15 protein-coding genes and 1 riboswitch are annotated in these 17,387 nt (G+C 39.8%); of the genes, 2 read left to right on the plus strand and 13 right to left on the minus strand.

Annotation, left to right across the window (positions count from 1 at the left end):
- Nucleotides 1-80: 80 nt before the first annotated feature.
- The 9 genes from ACQ4KW_RS18045 to tpx all read right to left on the minus strand — a co-directional run bounded on the left by ACQ4KW_RS18045 (nt 81) and on the right by tpx (nt 9,669).
- A complete protein-coding gene (locus tag ACQ4KW_RS18045) occupies nt 81-1,256 on the minus strand; it encodes an ABC transporter permease (RefSeq protein ID WP_430883824.1) in 1,176 nt (391 codons plus the stop codon).
- On the minus strand, nt 1,219-2,601 hold the full coding sequence (locus tag ACQ4KW_RS18050; protein ID WP_430883825.1) for an ABC transporter permease: 1,383 nt from the start codon (nt 2,599-2,601) through the stop codon (nt 1,219-1,221). Before ACQ4KW_RS18050 ends, ACQ4KW_RS18045 begins: the two co-directional genes overlap by 38 nt.
- Nucleotides 2,602-2,614: 13 nt before the next feature.
- Nucleotides 2,615-3,550, minus strand: coding sequence for an ABC transporter ATP-binding protein (locus ACQ4KW_RS18055; protein WP_430883826.1), 936 nt, complete (start codon nt 3,548-3,550; stop codon nt 2,615-2,617).
- 68 nt (nt 3,551-3,618) lie between these two features.
- Complete coding sequence (locus tag ACQ4KW_RS18060) at nt 3,619-4,662, minus strand: hypothetical protein (RefSeq protein WP_430883827.1); 1,044 nt, start codon at nt 4,660-4,662, stop codon at nt 3,619-3,621.
- 353 nt (nt 4,663-5,015) lie between these two features.
- Nucleotides 5,016-5,939 carry a DMT family transporter gene (locus tag ACQ4KW_RS18065; protein WP_430883828.1) on the minus strand — a complete coding sequence of 308 codons (924 nt, stop codon included), beginning with the start codon at nt 5,937-5,939 and terminating at the stop codon, nt 5,016-5,018.
- Nucleotides 5,940-6,030: 91 nt separating this feature from the next.
- Nucleotides 6,031-6,693: a response regulator gene (locus tag ACQ4KW_RS18070; RefSeq protein ID WP_430883829.1), complete on the minus strand. Its 663-nt coding sequence runs from the start codon at nt 6,691-6,693 to the stop codon at nt 6,031-6,033.
- The gene (locus tag ACQ4KW_RS18075; RefSeq protein ID WP_430883830.1) at nt 6,686-7,846 is read right to left on the minus strand and encodes a sensor histidine kinase; all 1,161 of its coding nucleotides are present in this window, start codon (nt 7,844-7,846) and stop codon (nt 6,686-6,688) included. Before ACQ4KW_RS18075 ends, ACQ4KW_RS18070 begins: the two co-directional genes overlap by 8 nt.
- A gap of 203 nt (nt 7,847-8,049) precedes the next feature.
- The gene (locus ACQ4KW_RS18080) at nt 8,050-8,640 is read right to left on the minus strand and encodes an ECF transporter S component (RefSeq protein WP_430883831.1); all 591 of its coding nucleotides are present in this window, start codon (nt 8,638-8,640) and stop codon (nt 8,050-8,052) included.
- 352 nt (nt 8,641-8,992) lie between these two features.
- Nucleotides 8,993-9,106: riboswitch (FMN riboswitch) on the minus strand.
- Nucleotides 9,107-9,156: 50 nt separating this feature from the next.
- Entirely contained in the window at nt 9,157-9,669 is a 513-nt protein-coding gene (gene tpx, locus ACQ4KW_RS18085) for a thiol peroxidase (RefSeq protein WP_430883832.1), read from the minus strand.
- Between the two features lie 267 nt (nt 9,670-9,936).
- Here tpx and ACQ4KW_RS18090 point away from each other — a divergent pair, with 267 nt between their 5' ends.
- Nucleotides 9,937-11,427 (plus strand): TrkH family potassium uptake protein, encoded by a 1,491-nt coding sequence (locus ACQ4KW_RS18090; protein ID WP_430883833.1) that lies wholly within the window; start codon nt 9,937-9,939, stop codon nt 11,425-11,427.
- A gap of 11 nt (nt 11,428-11,438) precedes the next feature.
- Complete coding sequence (locus ACQ4KW_RS18095) at nt 11,439-12,107, plus strand: potassium channel family protein (RefSeq protein ID WP_430883834.1); 669 nt, start codon at nt 11,439-11,441, stop codon at nt 12,105-12,107.
- 108 nt (nt 12,108-12,215) lie between these two features.
- On the opposite strand, the gene ACQ4KW_RS18100 is transcribed toward ACQ4KW_RS18095, so the two are convergent.
- The 4 genes from ACQ4KW_RS18100 to ACQ4KW_RS18115 form a co-directional block, all read right to left on the minus strand.
- Nucleotides 12,216-14,201: a cache domain-containing protein gene (locus ACQ4KW_RS18100; RefSeq protein ID WP_430883835.1), complete on the minus strand. Its 1,986-nt coding sequence runs from the start codon at nt 14,199-14,201 to the stop codon at nt 12,216-12,218.
- A 502-nt stretch (nt 14,202-14,703) separates the two neighbouring features.
- Nucleotides 14,704-16,500 (minus strand): TRC40/GET3/ArsA family transport-energizing ATPase, encoded by a 1,797-nt coding sequence (locus ACQ4KW_RS18105; RefSeq protein ID WP_430883836.1) that lies wholly within the window; start codon nt 16,498-16,500, stop codon nt 14,704-14,706.
- Nucleotides 16,501-16,513: 13 nt separating this feature from the next.
- On the minus strand, nt 16,514-16,816 hold the full coding sequence (arsD, locus tag ACQ4KW_RS18110) for an arsenite efflux transporter metallochaperone ArsD (protein ID WP_430883837.1): 303 nt from the start codon (nt 16,814-16,816) through the stop codon (nt 16,514-16,516).
- Between the two features lie 180 nt (nt 16,817-16,996).
- Nucleotides 16,997-17,368: an ArsR/SmtB family transcription factor gene (locus ACQ4KW_RS18115; RefSeq protein ID WP_430883838.1), complete on the minus strand. Its 372-nt coding sequence runs from the start codon at nt 17,366-17,368 to the stop codon at nt 16,997-16,999.
- Nucleotides 17,369-17,387: the final 19 nt, after the last annotated feature.

Below are 17,387 nucleotides of genomic sequence, written 5' to 3' on the forward strand. Positions count from 1 at the left end.
TTACTGTAAAAAAGCAAGCCCTTTAAACTGATTTCCCAGCGGCTTGCTTTCTTAAACACATGATGCCCATAAGGTCTTATCTATCTGGCCTGGGCTTTTCCAACCATATAGCCCCCGCCAGCAATGAGTGCCAAACCCATGATTATGAGTATAGACAGAGGCATAACAATATCATTAAATCCCAGATTTCTTATCATAATGCTTTCAAGGGCTTCAAAGGCCCAGCGGTGAGGTGTTATAAAACTGAGTCCCAGAAGGATTTTTGATGTGACTATCTCAAGTGGCCACATGCACCCTCCAAGCATAGCGAAGGATGTCAGTAAAATAGGTGTCACAGCAGAAAGTTGTGAATGATTTTTCAATATGCTGGCTAGGAACAGGCCTAAGCCTGTTAAGGAAAATATATAGGCAAAGCCTGTGATCAGGACTAGGACCAGGTGATCACCGATCTCAATGCCGAAGAGAACCTGTCCACCAATGAATATTATGGCCATTTGAATGAAGCCAACCAGAAGCGTTGTGAATGTGTTGCCTAAAAGAATTTTTCCTATTGAAACCGGCGTCTGCAACAAACGGTCCCATGTATGATAGGCTTTGTCGTTGAGTATTTCACCAATGCCAAAGACTATGGAGTAAGCTGAAAAGAGCAGGGCGAATCCAATGAAATTGTGAAGGATCTGGTCTTGTCTTGACCACCCGCCCGACAGACTTTTTTCAGAAATTGTGTAAGGATTTTGTAGTTTATATCTTTTCTCTATCTTTTCATATAAGGCCTGAGAAAGTTTTTCTTCGTCTATATTTTCTTTGATAGAGCCTATTTGACTGGCCGTTTTTTGAGAAAAGATCAAATTGGCATGAAGGTTTGTGAGTATGCCTCTCACTGTATTTTTTAGGCCCATGGTATCAACATCATTTTTACTGCTGATAAATGCAAGAGCCAGATCGTTCCTGCTTAGGGATCTTTCAAAGTCTTTGGGAAGAATAATATGGGCAAGCCCCTCTCCATCCGCTATAGCTTGTCGTCCCTCTTTTTCACCAATTACATTGACCTTGTATTCTTTTTCCTGGCTGAGCTCACGTATGAACTGCTTTGAAACTTCAGATTGATCCATATCTGTAATATGAACGACCCTCTCATAGGTGCCTCCACCGGCGGAGAATGCATAAACCATTCCAAGGGCAAGCACAGCCATGACCAGCATGATTTTATAGTCTTCTTTAAGCCCCAGTAACCTGAGCTTGATCACTGCCAACATGTTTTGTCTCCCCTTTCTTTCGCATCAAGGCAATTCCTACACCTGCAAATACAAGACCGTTCAGTGTCAATATAACAAGCAGGTGGCTTATATTGCGAATGTTAGAACCTGTCATAATAGCCAGGAAGGCTTTGAGGGCCACGCCATTTAAAGGCACCTGACTAAGACTTTGAATCTCACTTGGTAAAACCTCGATAGGAATATATGCGCCTCCAAGAAGGCCCATTATTTGAAAAATAACCGATTCAAATAAACTGGCAATACGGGTTTTATCAGATATGAAAGTTATAACTGCAAGTAAGGTTCCAAGACCTGATACAGCAAAAGCTGTGAACAAACTGACGATAATCAGAGAGGACACATTGCCCCACGTAACTCCCAGCACAACCCTTGAATAGGTAATTAAAATAGATAACTGAACCAAGGAAAGAACAAATATGACAAGAAATTTTCCACTCAGTATTCGCCACCTTGTTATACCAGCTGATAACATTCTTTGATATGTGAAGTCCCTTTTTTCTTCAAGAAGCATATAACTGCCTCGTCCTGCGCTAAAGAGTAAAAAGAGGGTCAGCATACTGACTGAGTAATAACTCTTGCTGCTGATTCCTTGTCCACCTGTGGCTGTCTCGTCATAAAAGGTTAAGTTTAAGTCTTGACTGTATGACTGATTCACAAGTTTATTTATATGCCCTCTGTCATTCATTTCACTTGTGTGTATGTCTGCCGAAAGAAAAGTTTCCACAGCTATATTTTTGCGAATATTCGAGGCCGACATTCTTTGCATAAAGCCCTCCACGATGGAAGCCGCTATGCTGGAGGTCACACTTCTTTCTGGGTTTTTAATAATTTCAATATCTATTTTGCTTTGATAGGTTGTAAGCATATTTGCATAAGACGCTCTAAGAAAATTCTCAGGTAATAGAATCACTGCAGAAAGCTCATCATTTTCAAGTTTTCTCAAGGCCTCTTCTTCAGTCATAATTTCATGATGCATCATGTCTTTAATATCTTCATGCCCTAGAAAATCTTCAAAGAATATTTTCTCCATATCCAGATCTTCTGCATTTGCCATGATGTCTTTTTTCACATCTGCAGGCAAGAAGTCTCCCAGTAGATTATTCCCGAGAGCCTCGTCTATGGCTTGACTTGCAGGCTGGCTTTCATACCCCTTTACAATTGCCACTTTAAATTCTGGAACACTTGGGTCATCACCAAACACACCCGCTAAGGCAAAGCTGAGAATAGAGGTTAAAATAATAGGCATGACCAGTATAACTGCAAGATTCTTCTTATCGCTTAATAGTACTTTTAGATCTCTAAGAAGAATATGTCTAATTTTCATAATGTCCGCCTTTCTAGTCCCTTAAGGCTTTTCCTGTCAAATGGAGAAATACAGTCTCAAGATTGGGTTTAACCACATCAACTGACTCCACAGACACCCCGGCTTTCATAGCAATGTTTAGGGCATCTTGTATAAGGGTTTTCCCGTTGTTGGTATAGAGCGTAATCGCCTCACCACTTTGCTGGACCTTGTCAACGCCTTTTATATTGCCCAAGGCCTCCACGAGGGCTTCAGTGGATTTTTCAAACTCAAAAATAACCTTTCTTTGCCCTTCAACGATGTCAACAAGCTCGTCTTGCGCCCCTGATGCAATGACATGCCCCATGTCCATAATATGAATATTACGGCAGAGGTATTCCACTTCCTCCATGTAATGACTCGTGTAAATAATGGTCATGCCTGTTTTATTGAGCTTGAGAACCGTATCCAGTATATGATTTCTTGATTGGGGATCAATACCCACCGTTGGCTCATCCATAATAAGGAGCTCTGGTTCATGAAGAAGGGCTGCTCCAATGTTCAACCGTCTTTTCATGCCGCCAGAGTAATTTTCCACCCTATCTTTCAAACGTTCATCTATGCCAATAATTTGTGAAACATCATCAATTCGTTTTTTCAGTTTATCACCAGATAAGCCATAAGCCTGTCCCCAAAATTTCAAATTGTCATAACCAGACAGGGTGGGGTAAAGGGCAATTTCCTGTGGCACTATCCCCAGTTCTTTTTGAATGGCCTTGGGATTTTTTACAATGTCTTCTCCCTTGTAGAGAATTTCTCCTGATTCTGGTTTTAGGAGTGTTGAAATCATGGAGATAGTCGTGGATTTGCCCGCCCCATTGGGACCAAGCAGACCAATTATTTCTCCTTCATTCACCGAAAAACTTATATTATCCACTGCCTTTAACCTTCCGTATGATTTAGATAATCCTTTAACCTGTAAAAGTGCCATATCCTCACGTCCTTTATATTGTGTGTCTTCAGCCCAGAGCTCTGGCCTCACTTATATACTCTTCTTGTCTACTCTATTAAATTCTCGTAAGTTGATGGCAGTCCCTGCTCAAGTTCCTGAATTGATAAAGAATTTTCTTCTGTAAGTTCTGGAAAGTCAATGGACTGATTCTTTTCAATTTCATAATTCGTGGTTTCCAGGGTCATATTGAAAGCATTTGGAGCTCCCGGCATATCAATATCCATTTTGATGGATATGTTCACAGTCGTCTGAACAATGTAGCCGTCCACATCTATGAAATCCACCACTTTAAATGTTTGAACTTGCCACTTTTCCATAGCGTCATCCAGGCCCGAAAGAAAATCTTCTGCCTTTAGAACTTTGCCATTATCAAAGGACATCTCACCAAACTCAGCCTGTATGTTTTCATCTTTTACAATAATTTCTGTCGTCTTTTTCACAAAATCCTTTAATTTCTCTTTATCGGGTTCTATGGTGAATTTTACGACACGCACATCTCCTTCAGGGGTTTCCATAATGCTATCTTCGCCCTTTATGACTTCGTCAGCCTCAAAGGTTTGCTTCCATACATTTTCAAGCGCCTGTACCGTTTCGTCTGTCAACTGCAAACTTGCTATTTTTCCTAGATTATCAGTGTCTTCTGAGAGTTTATCAATGTCTTGACTTGTCAAATTTAAGAATTTCCCAAGCATAGGGATATATAGGGCCATCTCGTCTCCTAATTGATAGTAATCAAAGTTCATGCCCAGACCACCCAAACTTAGAAGATTGATGGATTCCACTTTGGCCTGATCTCCAGTATAGTCAAAACTGCTTGTCCCCTCATATTTAATATTTTCAAAGGATTTCAGCTGACGGGCTTCCTCCTCATCCAGGCCGTCCATCTCAAAGTTCATTTGGAGTTCAAGGTCAGTGTGGGTTTTCCCACGTTGAATGTTTTCTGTTTTTTCCAGTGCAGACTTATAGTCTTCCAAGGTGTTTTCTGTACACGCTGTTGTCAAAAGGGCTGTTAATATGACGACCACCGTTAGTAGGGCAATTGTCTTTGATGCCATTTCCCTTATGGTTGAATATATGCTTTCAAATTTCATATGTCTTACCTCCTTCATCATTTATATATCCATTATACGAGTTATTGTCCTCTTATTCTGCACACTTCTGGCATCTTACCCTTATTTATACGTGACTTTTTGCACTATTTATGTAAGATGAGAACCAGCCCTTATCCTCATAAGATTTTGAAGCCACTTGAACACCCCTTATGGATGCAAAAAAATCCGTGAATAAAGAACACACAAGCACTTGTAAAATGTCTTTCTAACAAGTTGCTTCGTCGTCTTTCACGGACTTTAATAGTATTGCTTATATACTTTGTCTTATGCCTTTGGTACAAACGTGAAATTCCGTCCAATAGGCTGGCGTTTATAGATATGTCTATTCTATATTAGGCCGATTCCTTAACCAACTTGGCCTCTGCATGCTCTGGTACCTTGTTGAGCTTTGAAGAGACTAAAAGTACGGACACAATAATTGTTGCTCCACCTAAAAGTTGTAGAGGGCCTAGGGTTTCTCCTAGATAGAAATACCCTACAATTATTGTTACAACTGGAATCAGGTTTAAATAGTATGAAGACTCACCTATTCCCAACACATCGAGGGCATACAGGTAGACATAAAAGCCAATGGCTGATGCAAACACACCTAGTATAGCCACATGCACCCATATTTCATTTGTCACATCCGCCCAAACCGTATTTTCAATTAGTGCAAATGGAATAAAACACGCCAGTCCGATAATAGACTGCCAAAACAAAAGTTGAAGGGCATTGTACTTGCCAAACAGAGGTTTTGAGGACACTGAATATGCCACCCATGCCACAACGGCGCCCCCCATCATTAGGTAGCCCTTTAAATATCCTGAACCAAGAAGAGCCTGTAGATCAAGACCAACAACCATACAAACGCCTACCACTGACAAAAGGAGACTGGCCACAGCCACCTTGGTGATTGGCTTTTTATAAAATATGTTTTCAATAATAACCGAAAACACAGGAATGCTTGCAATGATAAGTGATGCTGCAGATGCTGAGGTGTATTTCACACCATTGTTTTCAAAATAGAAATAAATTGTTATACCGAAAGCTCCAGCAACAAAAACATTCAAATAGTCTTCTTTTGCCACTGAAAAATCTTCCTTTTTAAATTTCATAATGCCATATAGAAGTATACTCGCTATGATGAACCGAAGTGCTCCTAGTGTCATTGCTGGGATCACTTCAACTGCAACACGTATGTTGACAAAGGATATACCCCAGAGAATTACGGCCGTCATAATGGCTGCTATACCTAACATTTTTTTCTGCTTCATAACCATCACCCTCTCTTGTAGAATTACATTACTGTCATTCTACTGCCAGAGAGACAAAAAAGCAATATGTTTCTAAGCTCTTTGGAATTAATTACCGATCAACCAAGCCCTGTTTAACAGCCAATATAGCCAACTGCGTCCGGTCTCGAAGACCTAACTTATCAAGTATTTTGGTCAAATTGTTCTTTATTGTTCCTTCGCTCAAGAAGAGTTTTTCAGCGATTTCTGCATTATTGAGCCCTTGACCAACAAGTTCTGCAATGTCCTTTTCACGGTGGGTTAACACTTTAAAGCATTCTTGATTTGGGGTCTTGATCCCCTCTTCTCCCTTAGCTAGTTTTGAAAACTGGTCAAGGACCTTTATTGCAACATCAGGCTGAATCAGAGCGCCCCCGGACTGTACAGTTTTTATGGCCTCACCTATTTTGTCTGGCGGTGTGTCCTTAAGCAAATAGCCTGAAGCTCCACTTTTAATGGCTTCAAATATAAATTTGTCATCATCAAAAGTGGTTAAGACAATTACCTTGACCGATGGATACTCTGCTTTAATGATTTTTGTGCTCTCCACCCCATTCATAATGGGCATTTGTATGTCCATCAGAACAACATCTGGCAAATAGGCTCTGCAAAGACCAATGGCCTCCTTGCCATTTTCACCTGTGCCGACAACCTCTATGTCTGGGTCTGATGAAAGGATCATTTTCAGTCCCTCACTTAGTATTTTTTGATCATCAATTATTGCCACTTTAATCACGGTTTTCAGCCCCCTTTGGCTTTATTGGCAAAGAGCCCTTCACTATAAGGCCTGACTCTATTTCAAATTCAACAGCTCCATCAAGAGACTCAAAACGCTGTGTCATTTTGCCTATTCCATACCCCGGATCGGGTATTTTTTCGATTGTGCCATTGTCCCTAATGACCAGGTCAAAAAAGTTTTCCTTGTCACGTGACACTTTTAATTGAATCCACATTTCACTGGCCTTGCCATGCCTGAGGGCATTTGTCATGGCTTCTTGTATAGCCCGATACACACATTCCTTTTGACTGGAATCGTTCAGGAGCTTGTGGTCGATTTCCCAGGAAATCTTTAGTCCTGTCTTATTGGAAAATTCCCGAATAAGTGTCTCAATGTCGGGACCAGTAGAGCCCCCATCCATAGTTTTAACAGCCTGACGAACTTTTACCAGATTGTCTCTAGCCGTTTCCTTAGCCCTTTCCAACTGTTCCCTTGCTTGGTTGGGACTCTTTTCAAAGAGGTGGCTGGTCATTTCAAGTTGCATGATGAGAGCTGTTAAATTATGACCCACACCATCATGTATTCGGCTGGCTATATCTGCCCGTGTCTTGACTTCGGTTAGTTTTTGAACTTCTTTTGAATAAGCCTCTAGTTTATTGTTGGCCTTGATAAGTTTATCCTGTTCTTCGCGAAGGCCTAGCATTAAAGCAATAACCACCAAACTCATTATATTGAGCAACATAAAAAATGTGGCTTCTGCATAAGTGGAAATAGCCGGTCTGTACTGAATTAAGTTCACATACTTATACATGCCCGCACATATAACAACCATGCCCACCCAAAGGTCAGAACGCTTTCGAACGGCCACTGCCATTTCAATAATGAGCAAGACATAAAGCACATGTATAAAATAGTTAATGATATATCTTGAATTGTGCTCCAGCAACATGACCAGAAAGACACTTGCCAGATATGCCCCCCGCGTTAAGGCCACTTTGTCTGTCTGCATACGAAGAACAATCAGTCCAACAAACCCAAAAAATCCAAATATAAAATAATAGGTTCTTGGAAAATGTATAGAATCATACCGAAGGGCAAATATGAATAGCATAAGGGTCATTAGAATTTCTAAGAGCCTGTACTTTTTATCTATGGCATTTATAGAGGGCATTAGCCTACTCCTTCCAAAGTTTCTTAAGTCTCATTAAACACTTGTCTATAAAACACTCTTCTATTATAACAGTGCATTTTCTCCATAGCCATTGCGATTGCATTTCTATCCTTTTCAAATGGCCAAGTGCCCATAGAAAAACCCGGTTCATGTCTTAAAATGCATGCCCGGGTTGAAGTATTTCTTTTTAATATGCGCCTATATTACGCCTGGTGTCCATGTAAAAGTGGTGAAATGCGCTTGTATATAAGCAGGGTTAAAATGCTTACAACAATGCCTTTCAAAATGTTAAAAGGAATCACCGCATATAGGATGTATGAGTTTAAATCTACAATTAGAGAGTTGGCCGCTTGTGCTATTGTAATGATTTGATCGATCGGCATAAAATTGGCATAAAATGGTATTAAGATGTAGTAGTTGGCAAAGGCTCCCACAAGCCCCATCACCAAAGTGCCCACACCTAATCCCAACAAGGCTGATTTCATAGTCTTATTGCGTGCATAAATTAAACCCGCTGGTCCAACAAGTGCCGCCCCAACAATAAAGTTTGCAAGTTCACCAACACCACCTGTTGAAGTTCGCATAAGATGCAGAATGTTCTTGAGCAGTTCAATAGCTATGCCTGCTAAAGGACCAAATGCAAACGTTCCAACCAGTGCTCCGATATCACTCATATCAATCTTTAAAAAGGGTGGAAAGAGCGGGAGTGGAAACTCAATAAACATGATGACAAATGAAATCACACTGAGTAGTGCAATTTTCACCATTAAATTAACTGACGACTGACGATTCATTAAAAAGGCCTCCTAAGTGTGTGTTTTGCATTGATAGCCAGCTGCTTCAAATAAATCTATTTGGCTCTAATGATGCCATGACGTTTCAATATGCAATCGGCTAAGTATAATAAATAAATGCGTTTGTTTCACTCAGGGCTTTTATGTTTTAGGCGCTTACAAAATTACCAATATAGGCTCTCGCTCTAAGATATATAGAATTTTGATTCTTAAATATCTATATGCTATAGAGAGCGTTCTTGAATGAAATTTTGAAAATCGCTCATCTAAGAACGATTAAACATAAAAAGTCCCTGAAGTTATCTTCAGGGACGGATTGTTTCTTCTTCTTTTACAGAATATGCGTAAAAGTACATCTCTTCTTCCATCCAGACTTTACTGTCGGTTCTGGAATTTCACCAGATCAACCTTTCGGCTCGCGGACTTTACCGCCGGTCGGGAATTTCACCCTGCCCTGAAGAATGTATCAAATTTTCGCTTTAAGCTTAGCATATCCCACTCAAATCGTCAAGTTTATTAAACAAGCTGGTTGATAACTTCCAGAGCCTTGTCGTAATCTGGATGTTCAGTCACTTCTCCAACGTACTCAACATATTTGATCTGATTGTCTTTATCTACAACAACAATACCGCGTGTCAGCAGTCTTAATTCATCTATAACAAAACCATACTTGTCACCAAAATCAAGATCTTTGTGGTCTGAAACCACGTCAATATTTTCAATGCCTTCAGCCGCACAATATCTTTTTTGTGCAAATGGAAGATCAACTGTTACTGTAACGATTTGAACACTATCCTTAAGTTTTGCAGCTTCTTCGTTAAAACGAATTGTTTGAAGCGAGCATACACCTGTGTCAATGGATGGTGCAATCGATATGATCTTCACCTTGTTCTCTGTGTCCTTATAAAAATCAAATGGTGATAGATCCTGCTTAAGAGCAGTAAAGTTTGGTGCTTTTTGTCCCTCTTTAACCGCTTCACCACGAAGTGTCATTGGGTTACCTGCAAAAGTGATTTCGCCTTTTCTCATTTTAAAATCCTCCATTCATACGTTTGTTTATCTTTATCATTCAAATATTCATTTCATTTTTGTATCCGTTACATTTACTATAACAATGTTTTCCATAAAGGTCAATAGGAAAGTATATCTTTTTAGTCTATTATCGACGCTTTTTTCACGCACCAAGCTTTTATCTTTTTAAGGGGTCAAAAGTACAGGCTGGCAAACGGGTTCAGATCGACATATATGGTTAAGAAGACCAAAAAAATCGTATTAATATAATAAAGGAGGTGCGCCTTGAACACTCGACTAAGAAAGATTATACATTTGCTGGGCTGGTTGTTTTTAATCCTGGCTGCACTGCTCACTATTCCCCTTGTTTTTAGCCTTGTCACAAAGGCTTCAAAGCAGGTGATACAGTCCTTTCTCTATACCCTATTTATAGCTTTTATTGTAGGAACCCTGTGTATACTGCAAAAGCCTGAAAAAAATACCCCGCTCAAACTTTCTGGTGGGATGATTCTTTGCGCTCTAGCATGGATTTTCGTATCCCTAATAGGTGGTTTACCCTTTTTATTTGGTATTAATGCAAGATTTGTAGATTCTTTTTTTGAATCTGTTTCGGGTTTTACCACAACCGGCATTACAGTTTTCACAGGCCTTGATACCATGCCCACTCCCATATTATTGTGGAGAGGTCTCATTCAATGGGTCGGCGGTCTTGGCATTTTAACTTTCTTTTTATTTGTAACCTTCCAAAATGAGGGGGATATATGGCAACTCTTTGCGGCAGAGAGCCACAAAATAAGCACCTCTCGACCTGTCCCAAACATCTTTCGAACCATAAAGATTTTCTGGGGGATTTATGCCCTCTTTAGCCTGATACAATTTATACTTTTAAAGTCCCTGGGCATGCCTGTGTTTGATGCTCTTATCCATTCACTTACAGCCCTGTCCACAGGCGGGTTTTCAAATCACGATGCCAGCATTGGTTTCTATGCGTTGCAAGGCTATAAAAACGCCAGACTTATTGAATACACCATCATATTTTTCATGGCCTTGGGAGGGATGAATTTTCTCATGCATTACTACTGGTTAACCAGGCAGTTTTCCCTTTTCACCTCTGATGAAGAAACCCGTGGCTATCTTAAAATCATCTTGCTTTTCACCACCTTGATCCTCATTTCAATTTATGTGGCTCAGTCTGGTGGTCCTGACTTCGAAATCAATCTACGAACCAGTCTTTTTCAAGTGGTTTCTCTTATTACATCAACGGGGTACGGCACCGCAGATATTGGCGGCGCATTTTTCCCACCTGTTGCCAAGCAACTTTTTATTGTCCTAATGGTCATTGGCGGCTGTGTGGGGTCAACAGCCGGCGGCATTAAAATAGTAAGAACCCTTATAATATCCAAGCTCTACAAAAGAGAAGTTCGCAAGGTGTATTATCCCCGTGGGGCCACTGTGCCAGTCATACTCAATGGCACACCGATTGAAAACAATGAGGTCCTTAAAATTGCTGGTTTACTATACATTTGGATTGTACTCATACTCATAGGCGCTCTTATAACTGCCTTTTTCTCAGACCTGAGTGCTTTTGAGGCTATTTCAGGTATGGCAAGCGCCGTTGGAAATATGGGGCCTTTCTACTTTAGCGTTGAAAAAATGTCCACCCTGTCCCCTATCATTAAATACACCTATATATTCGGCATGCTCGCTGGACGTTTAGAAATGCTCCCAATGTTTGTTCTCTTTCAAAGAAAAGCCTGGCGGTCTCTCAGCCGATAAGGAGGTTATCTATGTATATCATTATTGCAGGTGGCGGTATCGTAGGCCGTAACATAACAAAGTCACTTAGTAAATCCCATGACATTGTTGTCATAGACAGTAAAAAATCCGCTTGTGAGCAAATTTACTCCAGATATGGGGCTGTCAGCATTCATGGAAACGCCACGAATATTGGCGTGGTAAAAGATGCAGGCATAGAAAAATGTGACTATGCCCTGGCGGTTATGCCAAGGGATGAAGACAATCTATTATTCGCACTGCTTGCAAAAAATTTCGGTGTGAAAAATATTTTTGTACGTATGCACGATCCTGATTACGAGGAAGCCTACCGCCTTGCTGGGGCAACAAATATAGGTGGTACGGTCCAAATGATGGTTAAAAAATTCGTATGGGATATAGATAATCCTGAGATAAGGCGTGTGGTTTCCCTGAGAGGGGGCAAAGCGGAAGTGAGTATTGTCACCATACCAGAGGCCAGCAAAATATCTGGTAAAACCGTAAGTGAGATCGCCTCGAGCCCTGACTTTCCCCAAAACTGTCTGATAGCTGGAATATTCGACCAAGACATTGATGAGCTCATTATTCCCAGGGGCAGTACAAGAATCACCAGCGGCAACCAGGTTTTCCTTATTGCCAACCGCGAAGATGTCAGCTTGGCTTTTGAAATACTTAGGAAGTGACATGAGCCACTATGCATCTTCCTAACCATAGATTCATAAAACAAGAAGCCACAGGACCGGCCTCTATAAGGCATATCCTGTGGCTTTTAATTTTTGTGCTTAAACCATCTAGCTTGTTTTCTCCTCTGATTTTGGTTCTTCAAACCATAAACCAGGACCATTGCCTGGAATATCAATGAAAAAGTCTGTTCCATAGCCTTCACGGCTAGAACAGTTTATTGCCCCACCAAGAACGTTGTTAACAAATGTGTATACCTCTGAAAGACCCATTCCTATGTCCCCTTGCATGCCTGAAGTCGTATAGAAAGGTTCGAAAATTCTTTCTTGAATATTCTGCCCCATCCCCTTGCCGTTATCACTAAAGTAGACTCTGAGGTAATCCACATCATAAATAACTTCAATGGTTATCACACCCAGGGTATCTGCATGGAATCCATGTTTGACCGCATTGGTCGCCAAGTGGGTAATGATCTGAGAAACAATCAAGGGGTCTGTATAAACGATTAAATCACTATCGCATATGATTTTACACTCTATGGACCTGTCGCTATATTCATTAATGATCAGTTTCATAACCTGTTCGAGATGTGCCTTAAGTGGAATATACTCTAAATTCAGCTCAGTTTCTTCAGGTGCTACATTTTCTTGAATCTGGCTCATTTTTGATAGAAACTTGCGAACAGACATCATGCCGATTCCAATTTGGTTTAGCCTGACCTCTGTCATTTTACTCACATCATCAGAGGCCATGACATCATTAAGGTTCTGAATAAGCCCCACACAAACAGCTTCACATTCCATCAGCGTTTCAACGGGCTTGTCGGAAAAGGTGTTTGAATTTTGAACAAGTGATTTTGACTTTGTGCTCTCATTTGGAACGTGTTCAATTTGCTTTGCAAAATCTTCAAACTCTTTAAAGCAAAATGCTCCATCAAGTTCATCCACTTTTCGGTGCTTTATAACTTCTTTTAAATAGTCAAAACACACATTTAAGCGTCTCGAGACAAAACGCATCATAACTGCAAATAAAGTCAAGGTCAACAAGGTTAAAAACACAATTATATATGTGAATCCCTTCATGACTTCTTCTAAATAATAGGCCTTGCTTTCACTAATATTCTCACTCAGTTCTGACTCTATGCCAACAATCCATTTCCATGAATCCACTTGGTACAGATAAGTCAAGGAAATCGGGTCACTGCCTTCAAGAGCCTCGACATCTTCTAGGAATCCACCGCTGTTCATTTCTTTCGCTTTCAACAATTTAGAAGTTTCTAAATGCTGCTCGTCTGAAAGAATATCTTTGCCTTTTAGGAGTATTTTGCCCTCTTTGTTGGCCACATAAAACATATGGCCTTTTGCAACCTTTTTAAACTGACTCAGGTCTCTTAAAACGGAGGCTTTCACGGTCTTTATATAATCGTCCTCATATAAACCTGTTCCAATATACCAATCTTGGTCTCTAAATCTTTTAATATAAGAGATTTTTAAAGAGCCTGCATCAGATGTTTGCCCTGGCTTAATCCAGTGTCCTTCAGCATAGCCTTCACCAATTGTTTTTGCAATATTGATTTCATCCCTTATGACAAAGTTACCAAAATCATCTTTTAAATTGAGAATGTTGGTTCCTTCTGTTTGAGGTTGTACAGGATAGAGCATGACTTCACCATCGAATCTATCCATAAACAAGTAGCCTTTGCCTTCATCATAACGAAAGTCTCTTAAACTTTCTGCTATTTTCCCTTCAATTTCTCTTTGCGACAGCTGTCCTAAATTGTCTTTATAAATTTGATCTGCTATGTTGTAGGCTTCACGAACCCGCCTCTTTAACTCAAGGCGTATATCCTCAGAAGCTTTTTCTTCTGCCAAATGGATATAGTCTACAATTTCTTTGACTTCAGTTTCCATTTGAATTTTATCGAGTCGAACAACTTCTTCATAAGTTGTGTCTTCTTCCACTTGGTAAGCTGTTTTTGTCGCATAAGAAATTATCATCATAACAAATGCTATAAAAACTGCAAATGTGACCACAACAACTGATGCTATTACTGTTGAAAATTTAAATTTCCCCCGCATGTCTCCAAACCTTCCCACATACTTATAAAATTGCAACGTAGAACACATACCCATTATTTTCTGCGTTAACCATTAAAATATGAAATGTTAATATCAAAAAATGTCGAATTCTATTATATTTATTCTGATTATATCTCAATTTCATCGTAGTCTTCAACGAAAATTGAACAAATAGTTTGAATTATCTATTATCATACAGTTTATTTCATTAATCTGCTTATTGGGATTTTGTAATGTTTTGGAACATGCACTTCCACATTTTCAATATACAGCCCATCCATAGAAATATTCAAAAACAGAGACACTCTTCAAACTAGAATATAAAAAAACACCTAACTTAGGCGCATGCAAAATTACAGATCTATACCCTCGCCATACCCTGTATAGAATTTTTGATTCTTAAATATCTATATAGGATATGACGAGGGTTCTTGAATGATATTTTGCAAGTCGTTTAACTAAGAGTTAGATGTTTTTATCCCATGACTTATTTTATGATATGCATACTTCTAATTGGTCATTATTCTCCAAATATCTGAATTCCAATTGCTTTGAGCATGTCAATCCCTTTAATGCTTTCAGCATAAAGAGGGACTTCAACAACCTCGGCTTCATTAAAGGACTCCACGATCTCACTGGAGTAAGACAACTGCATTTTTCGCCTATTTCTAAAAAAAGAGCTTCTGGCTTCTTCCAGGGGAATGTTAAAGTTGGATATCAGCAATCTTGTTTGAATGCCCAGAGCACCGAGTTCATTGGATGCCCGATAGGCCTCAACAATAGGCGTTTTTTCAGGATAAACGACAAAAGAGAAGGTTGTTCTATCTTCATCTTTCAACATGCTTATGACAGAATCAAAGCGCTTCATTTCAGCAATATCTTCATCGCTAATTTCTGTTGACTCGCCGGCCTTGAACTCCAGCTGCTTACTCCAGTCCATCGGTAAATTAAGCAGTCTTAAAGTGTGCCCAGTTGGAGCCGTGTCAAACACTACCACATCATAGGCTGTATCAAGGGCGTAGTCTAGAAATTTCTGAAAAGCTGCCATTTCCTCAGTACATGGGGAGTTCATTTCTTCAGCTATGGTTAAAACCGTCTGTTCATTGAACTTTTTTCTCGCATCAGCTAAAACAGACTCTTTGTAAACTTGTGAAGCCACTTTCGGATCGATCTTTACAGCATATAAATTATCAAGACCTTCAATAGGTCTAACTTGATCCGTCACGGGTCTATCAAGAACTTGGCCTATATGCGCAGCCGGATCTGTGGTCACTAAAAGTGTTTTATATCCCTTTCGAGCAGTGTATACAGAGGTTACACAGGCTATGGACGTTTTACCAACGCCTCCTTTTCCAGAGAAGAATATATTTCTTTGCTGACCGTTAATGGGGAATAACAGGCTCTCCATTAAATCTTTCGATTCCACAAGTTCTCTGTTTTCGTATGCAGTATCAAAGAGTTTTTCACGACAACGTCTAAACATGACTGTGCCCTTAACTTCCTCTGAAAAAAGGTCCATGGTCTTAATCGAAACATTCTTCAGTTCAGCCTTTACTCTTTTTAAATAGTCCTGCTGTAGCTCATATTTTCTTTTGAAAAAAGGCCCTAAGGCTTCTTCTTTAGGTATAAGCCCATTTACGATCACGCCAGTCGTTTTTATACCGAGGGTCTCTATCTCATCTATGGATCTCTTTGTCTCATTGTAACTGGCTTCGTCTGCCTGCATAACAAATATGAACTCTGTTACACTGGGATTTCGTAATTTTTCAATAGCCATGTCGTACTTGGCCTTACTGTCCTGAATTAGAGCAACTGGACCCATGCAAGTCTGTCCACTCCCCTTTGAAGCGTCATCAATATGCTTACTCCAGTCAACTGGCAGTTCCAATAGACGTATTGTATGTCCTGTAGGTGCAGTATCAAAAACAACAACATCGTATTCATCCTGATCCATATAGTCAATGAACTTATCAAAAGAAGCCATTTCTTCCGTACATGGACCACTGAGTTGTTCATCAGCAACCTTGACAAACTCTTCATCAAAGAGTTCTCGAAGAGGCGCCAAAGACCGTTCCTTATACTCTCTTGTGGCTTCATTCGAGTCTATTTCCATACCAAATAAATTATCCACACCATGAATTTGAGTAATTTTATGTCCAATCTCTTGATGAAAAACATCCGATAGATTGGCGGCTGGATCTGTGGTGACCAGAAGGGTTTTTAAGCCCATATCAGCATAATGAAACCCAGTTGTACAAGCCATAGAAGTCTTTCCTACACCACCCTTGCCTGAGTAAAACACAAATTTAGTTGCCATGATCTCACCTCTATTATTCTAAATGCTCAAGCATTTCTTCCATAGTCGGATACTCAGAGTGCTTAATCACTTTCCCATTGATAGTCGTAATAGGCAAAACTGTTTTACCTTCTTCCTTGACCAATTTCATAACTTCTGGATTTTCTCTGAACTTAAATGGATTTGTAGATATCATAAACCTATCAACCTTTAAGCCGTCAAACTTACTCTCCAGTTCCGATATTTGTTCCACCAGCTTAACGAGTTTACCGTCTACACTTGGTCCACAAACACCTGTTGGGCAACACATTGGCGGTTCATAAAATGTAATATTCATCGTTACACTCCTTATTGTAATTATAGCGTTAGTTTGGGTAATACATCAAAATGGCATGCTGCAAGTCCCCAAAATAAGACAATCCATCTAATTTCACATCTGTGATAAATGAAACAAATCCATACACGAGTGCATGATCCATAACTCATATGCTTTTTTTAAGAAAGACCCCAAGGGTCTTTATATCTTTAATATGTCCAATTGCTGAGTTATATTGTCACAATTCATTTCCCGTTCTTTGAAAATTTCAAATCTCTTGCTGTCTTGAATAAAAACATGGTCAGACCTAAATTGATCTTTCAAATAACTTAAAAGCAAAGCATGGTCATGCATAAAGGCTTCCGAAATGGAGTAGAACACCCACTGAGCTTCCTTGCTTCTTGAAATGATCCCACTTCGGGAAAGCTTTGACAAATGGCGGGACAAATTAGACTGCTTGAGGTCTGTCAGCGCTTCAAGCTCACAAACACATAAACTTCTATTTAACAGTAAATTGATAATGCGCAGGGTATTTGTGTCGGCAAGGGCCTTTAAGTATTCAGATGTTAACATAAACGCTTCCCTTCTTATT

The sequence above is a fragment of the Tianxiuia mixotrophica genome (genome assembly GCF_050596425.1).
In the GTDB taxonomy this organism is placed as follows: domain Bacteria; phylum Bacillota; class Clostridia; order Peptostreptococcales; family Acidaminobacteraceae.

Coding starts and splice junctions, on each gene's coding strand:
- ACQ4KW_RS18105 (WP_430883836.1), bottom strand. CDS start 16,500: ATGGCAACTAAATTTGTGTTTTACTCAGGCAAGGGTGGTGTAGGAAAG.
- ACQ4KW_RS18080 (WP_430883831.1), bottom strand. CDS start 8,640: ATGAATCGTCAGTCGTCAGTTAATTTAATGGTGAAAATTGCACTACTC.
- ACQ4KW_RS18055 (WP_430883826.1), bottom strand. CDS start 3,550: ATGGCACTTTTACAGGTTAAAGGATTATCTAAATCATACGGAAGGTTA.
- arsD (WP_430883837.1), bottom strand. CDS start 16,816: ATGAATATTACATTTTATGAACCGCCAATGTGTTGCCCAACAGGTGTT.
- ACQ4KW_RS18045 (WP_430883824.1), bottom strand. CDS start 1,256: ATGTTGGCAGTGATCAAGCTCAGGTTACTGGGGCTTAAAGAAGACTAT.
- ACQ4KW_RS18075 (WP_430883830.1), bottom strand. CDS start 7,846: ATGCCCTCTATAAATGCCATAGATAAAAAGTACAGGCTCTTAGAAATT.
- tpx (WP_430883832.1), bottom strand. CDS start 9,669: ATGAGAAAAGGCGAAATCACTTTTGCAGGTAACCCAATGACACTTCGT.
- ACQ4KW_RS18050 (WP_430883825.1), bottom strand. CDS start 2,601: ATGAAAATTAGACATATTCTTCTTAGAGATCTAAAAGTACTATTAAGC.
- ACQ4KW_RS18115 (WP_430883838.1), bottom strand. CDS start 17,368: ATGTTAACATCTGAATACTTAAAGGCCCTTGCCGACACAAATACCCTG.
- ACQ4KW_RS18095 (WP_430883834.1), top strand. CDS start 11,439: ATGTATATCATTATTGCAGGTGGCGGTATCGTAGGCCGTAACATAACA.
- ACQ4KW_RS18060 (WP_430883827.1), bottom strand. CDS start 4,662: ATGAAATTTGAAAGCATATATTCAACCATAAGGGAAATGGCATCAAAG.
- ACQ4KW_RS18065 (WP_430883828.1), bottom strand. CDS start 5,939: ATGAAGCAGAAAAAAATGTTAGGTATAGCAGCCATTATGACGGCCGTA.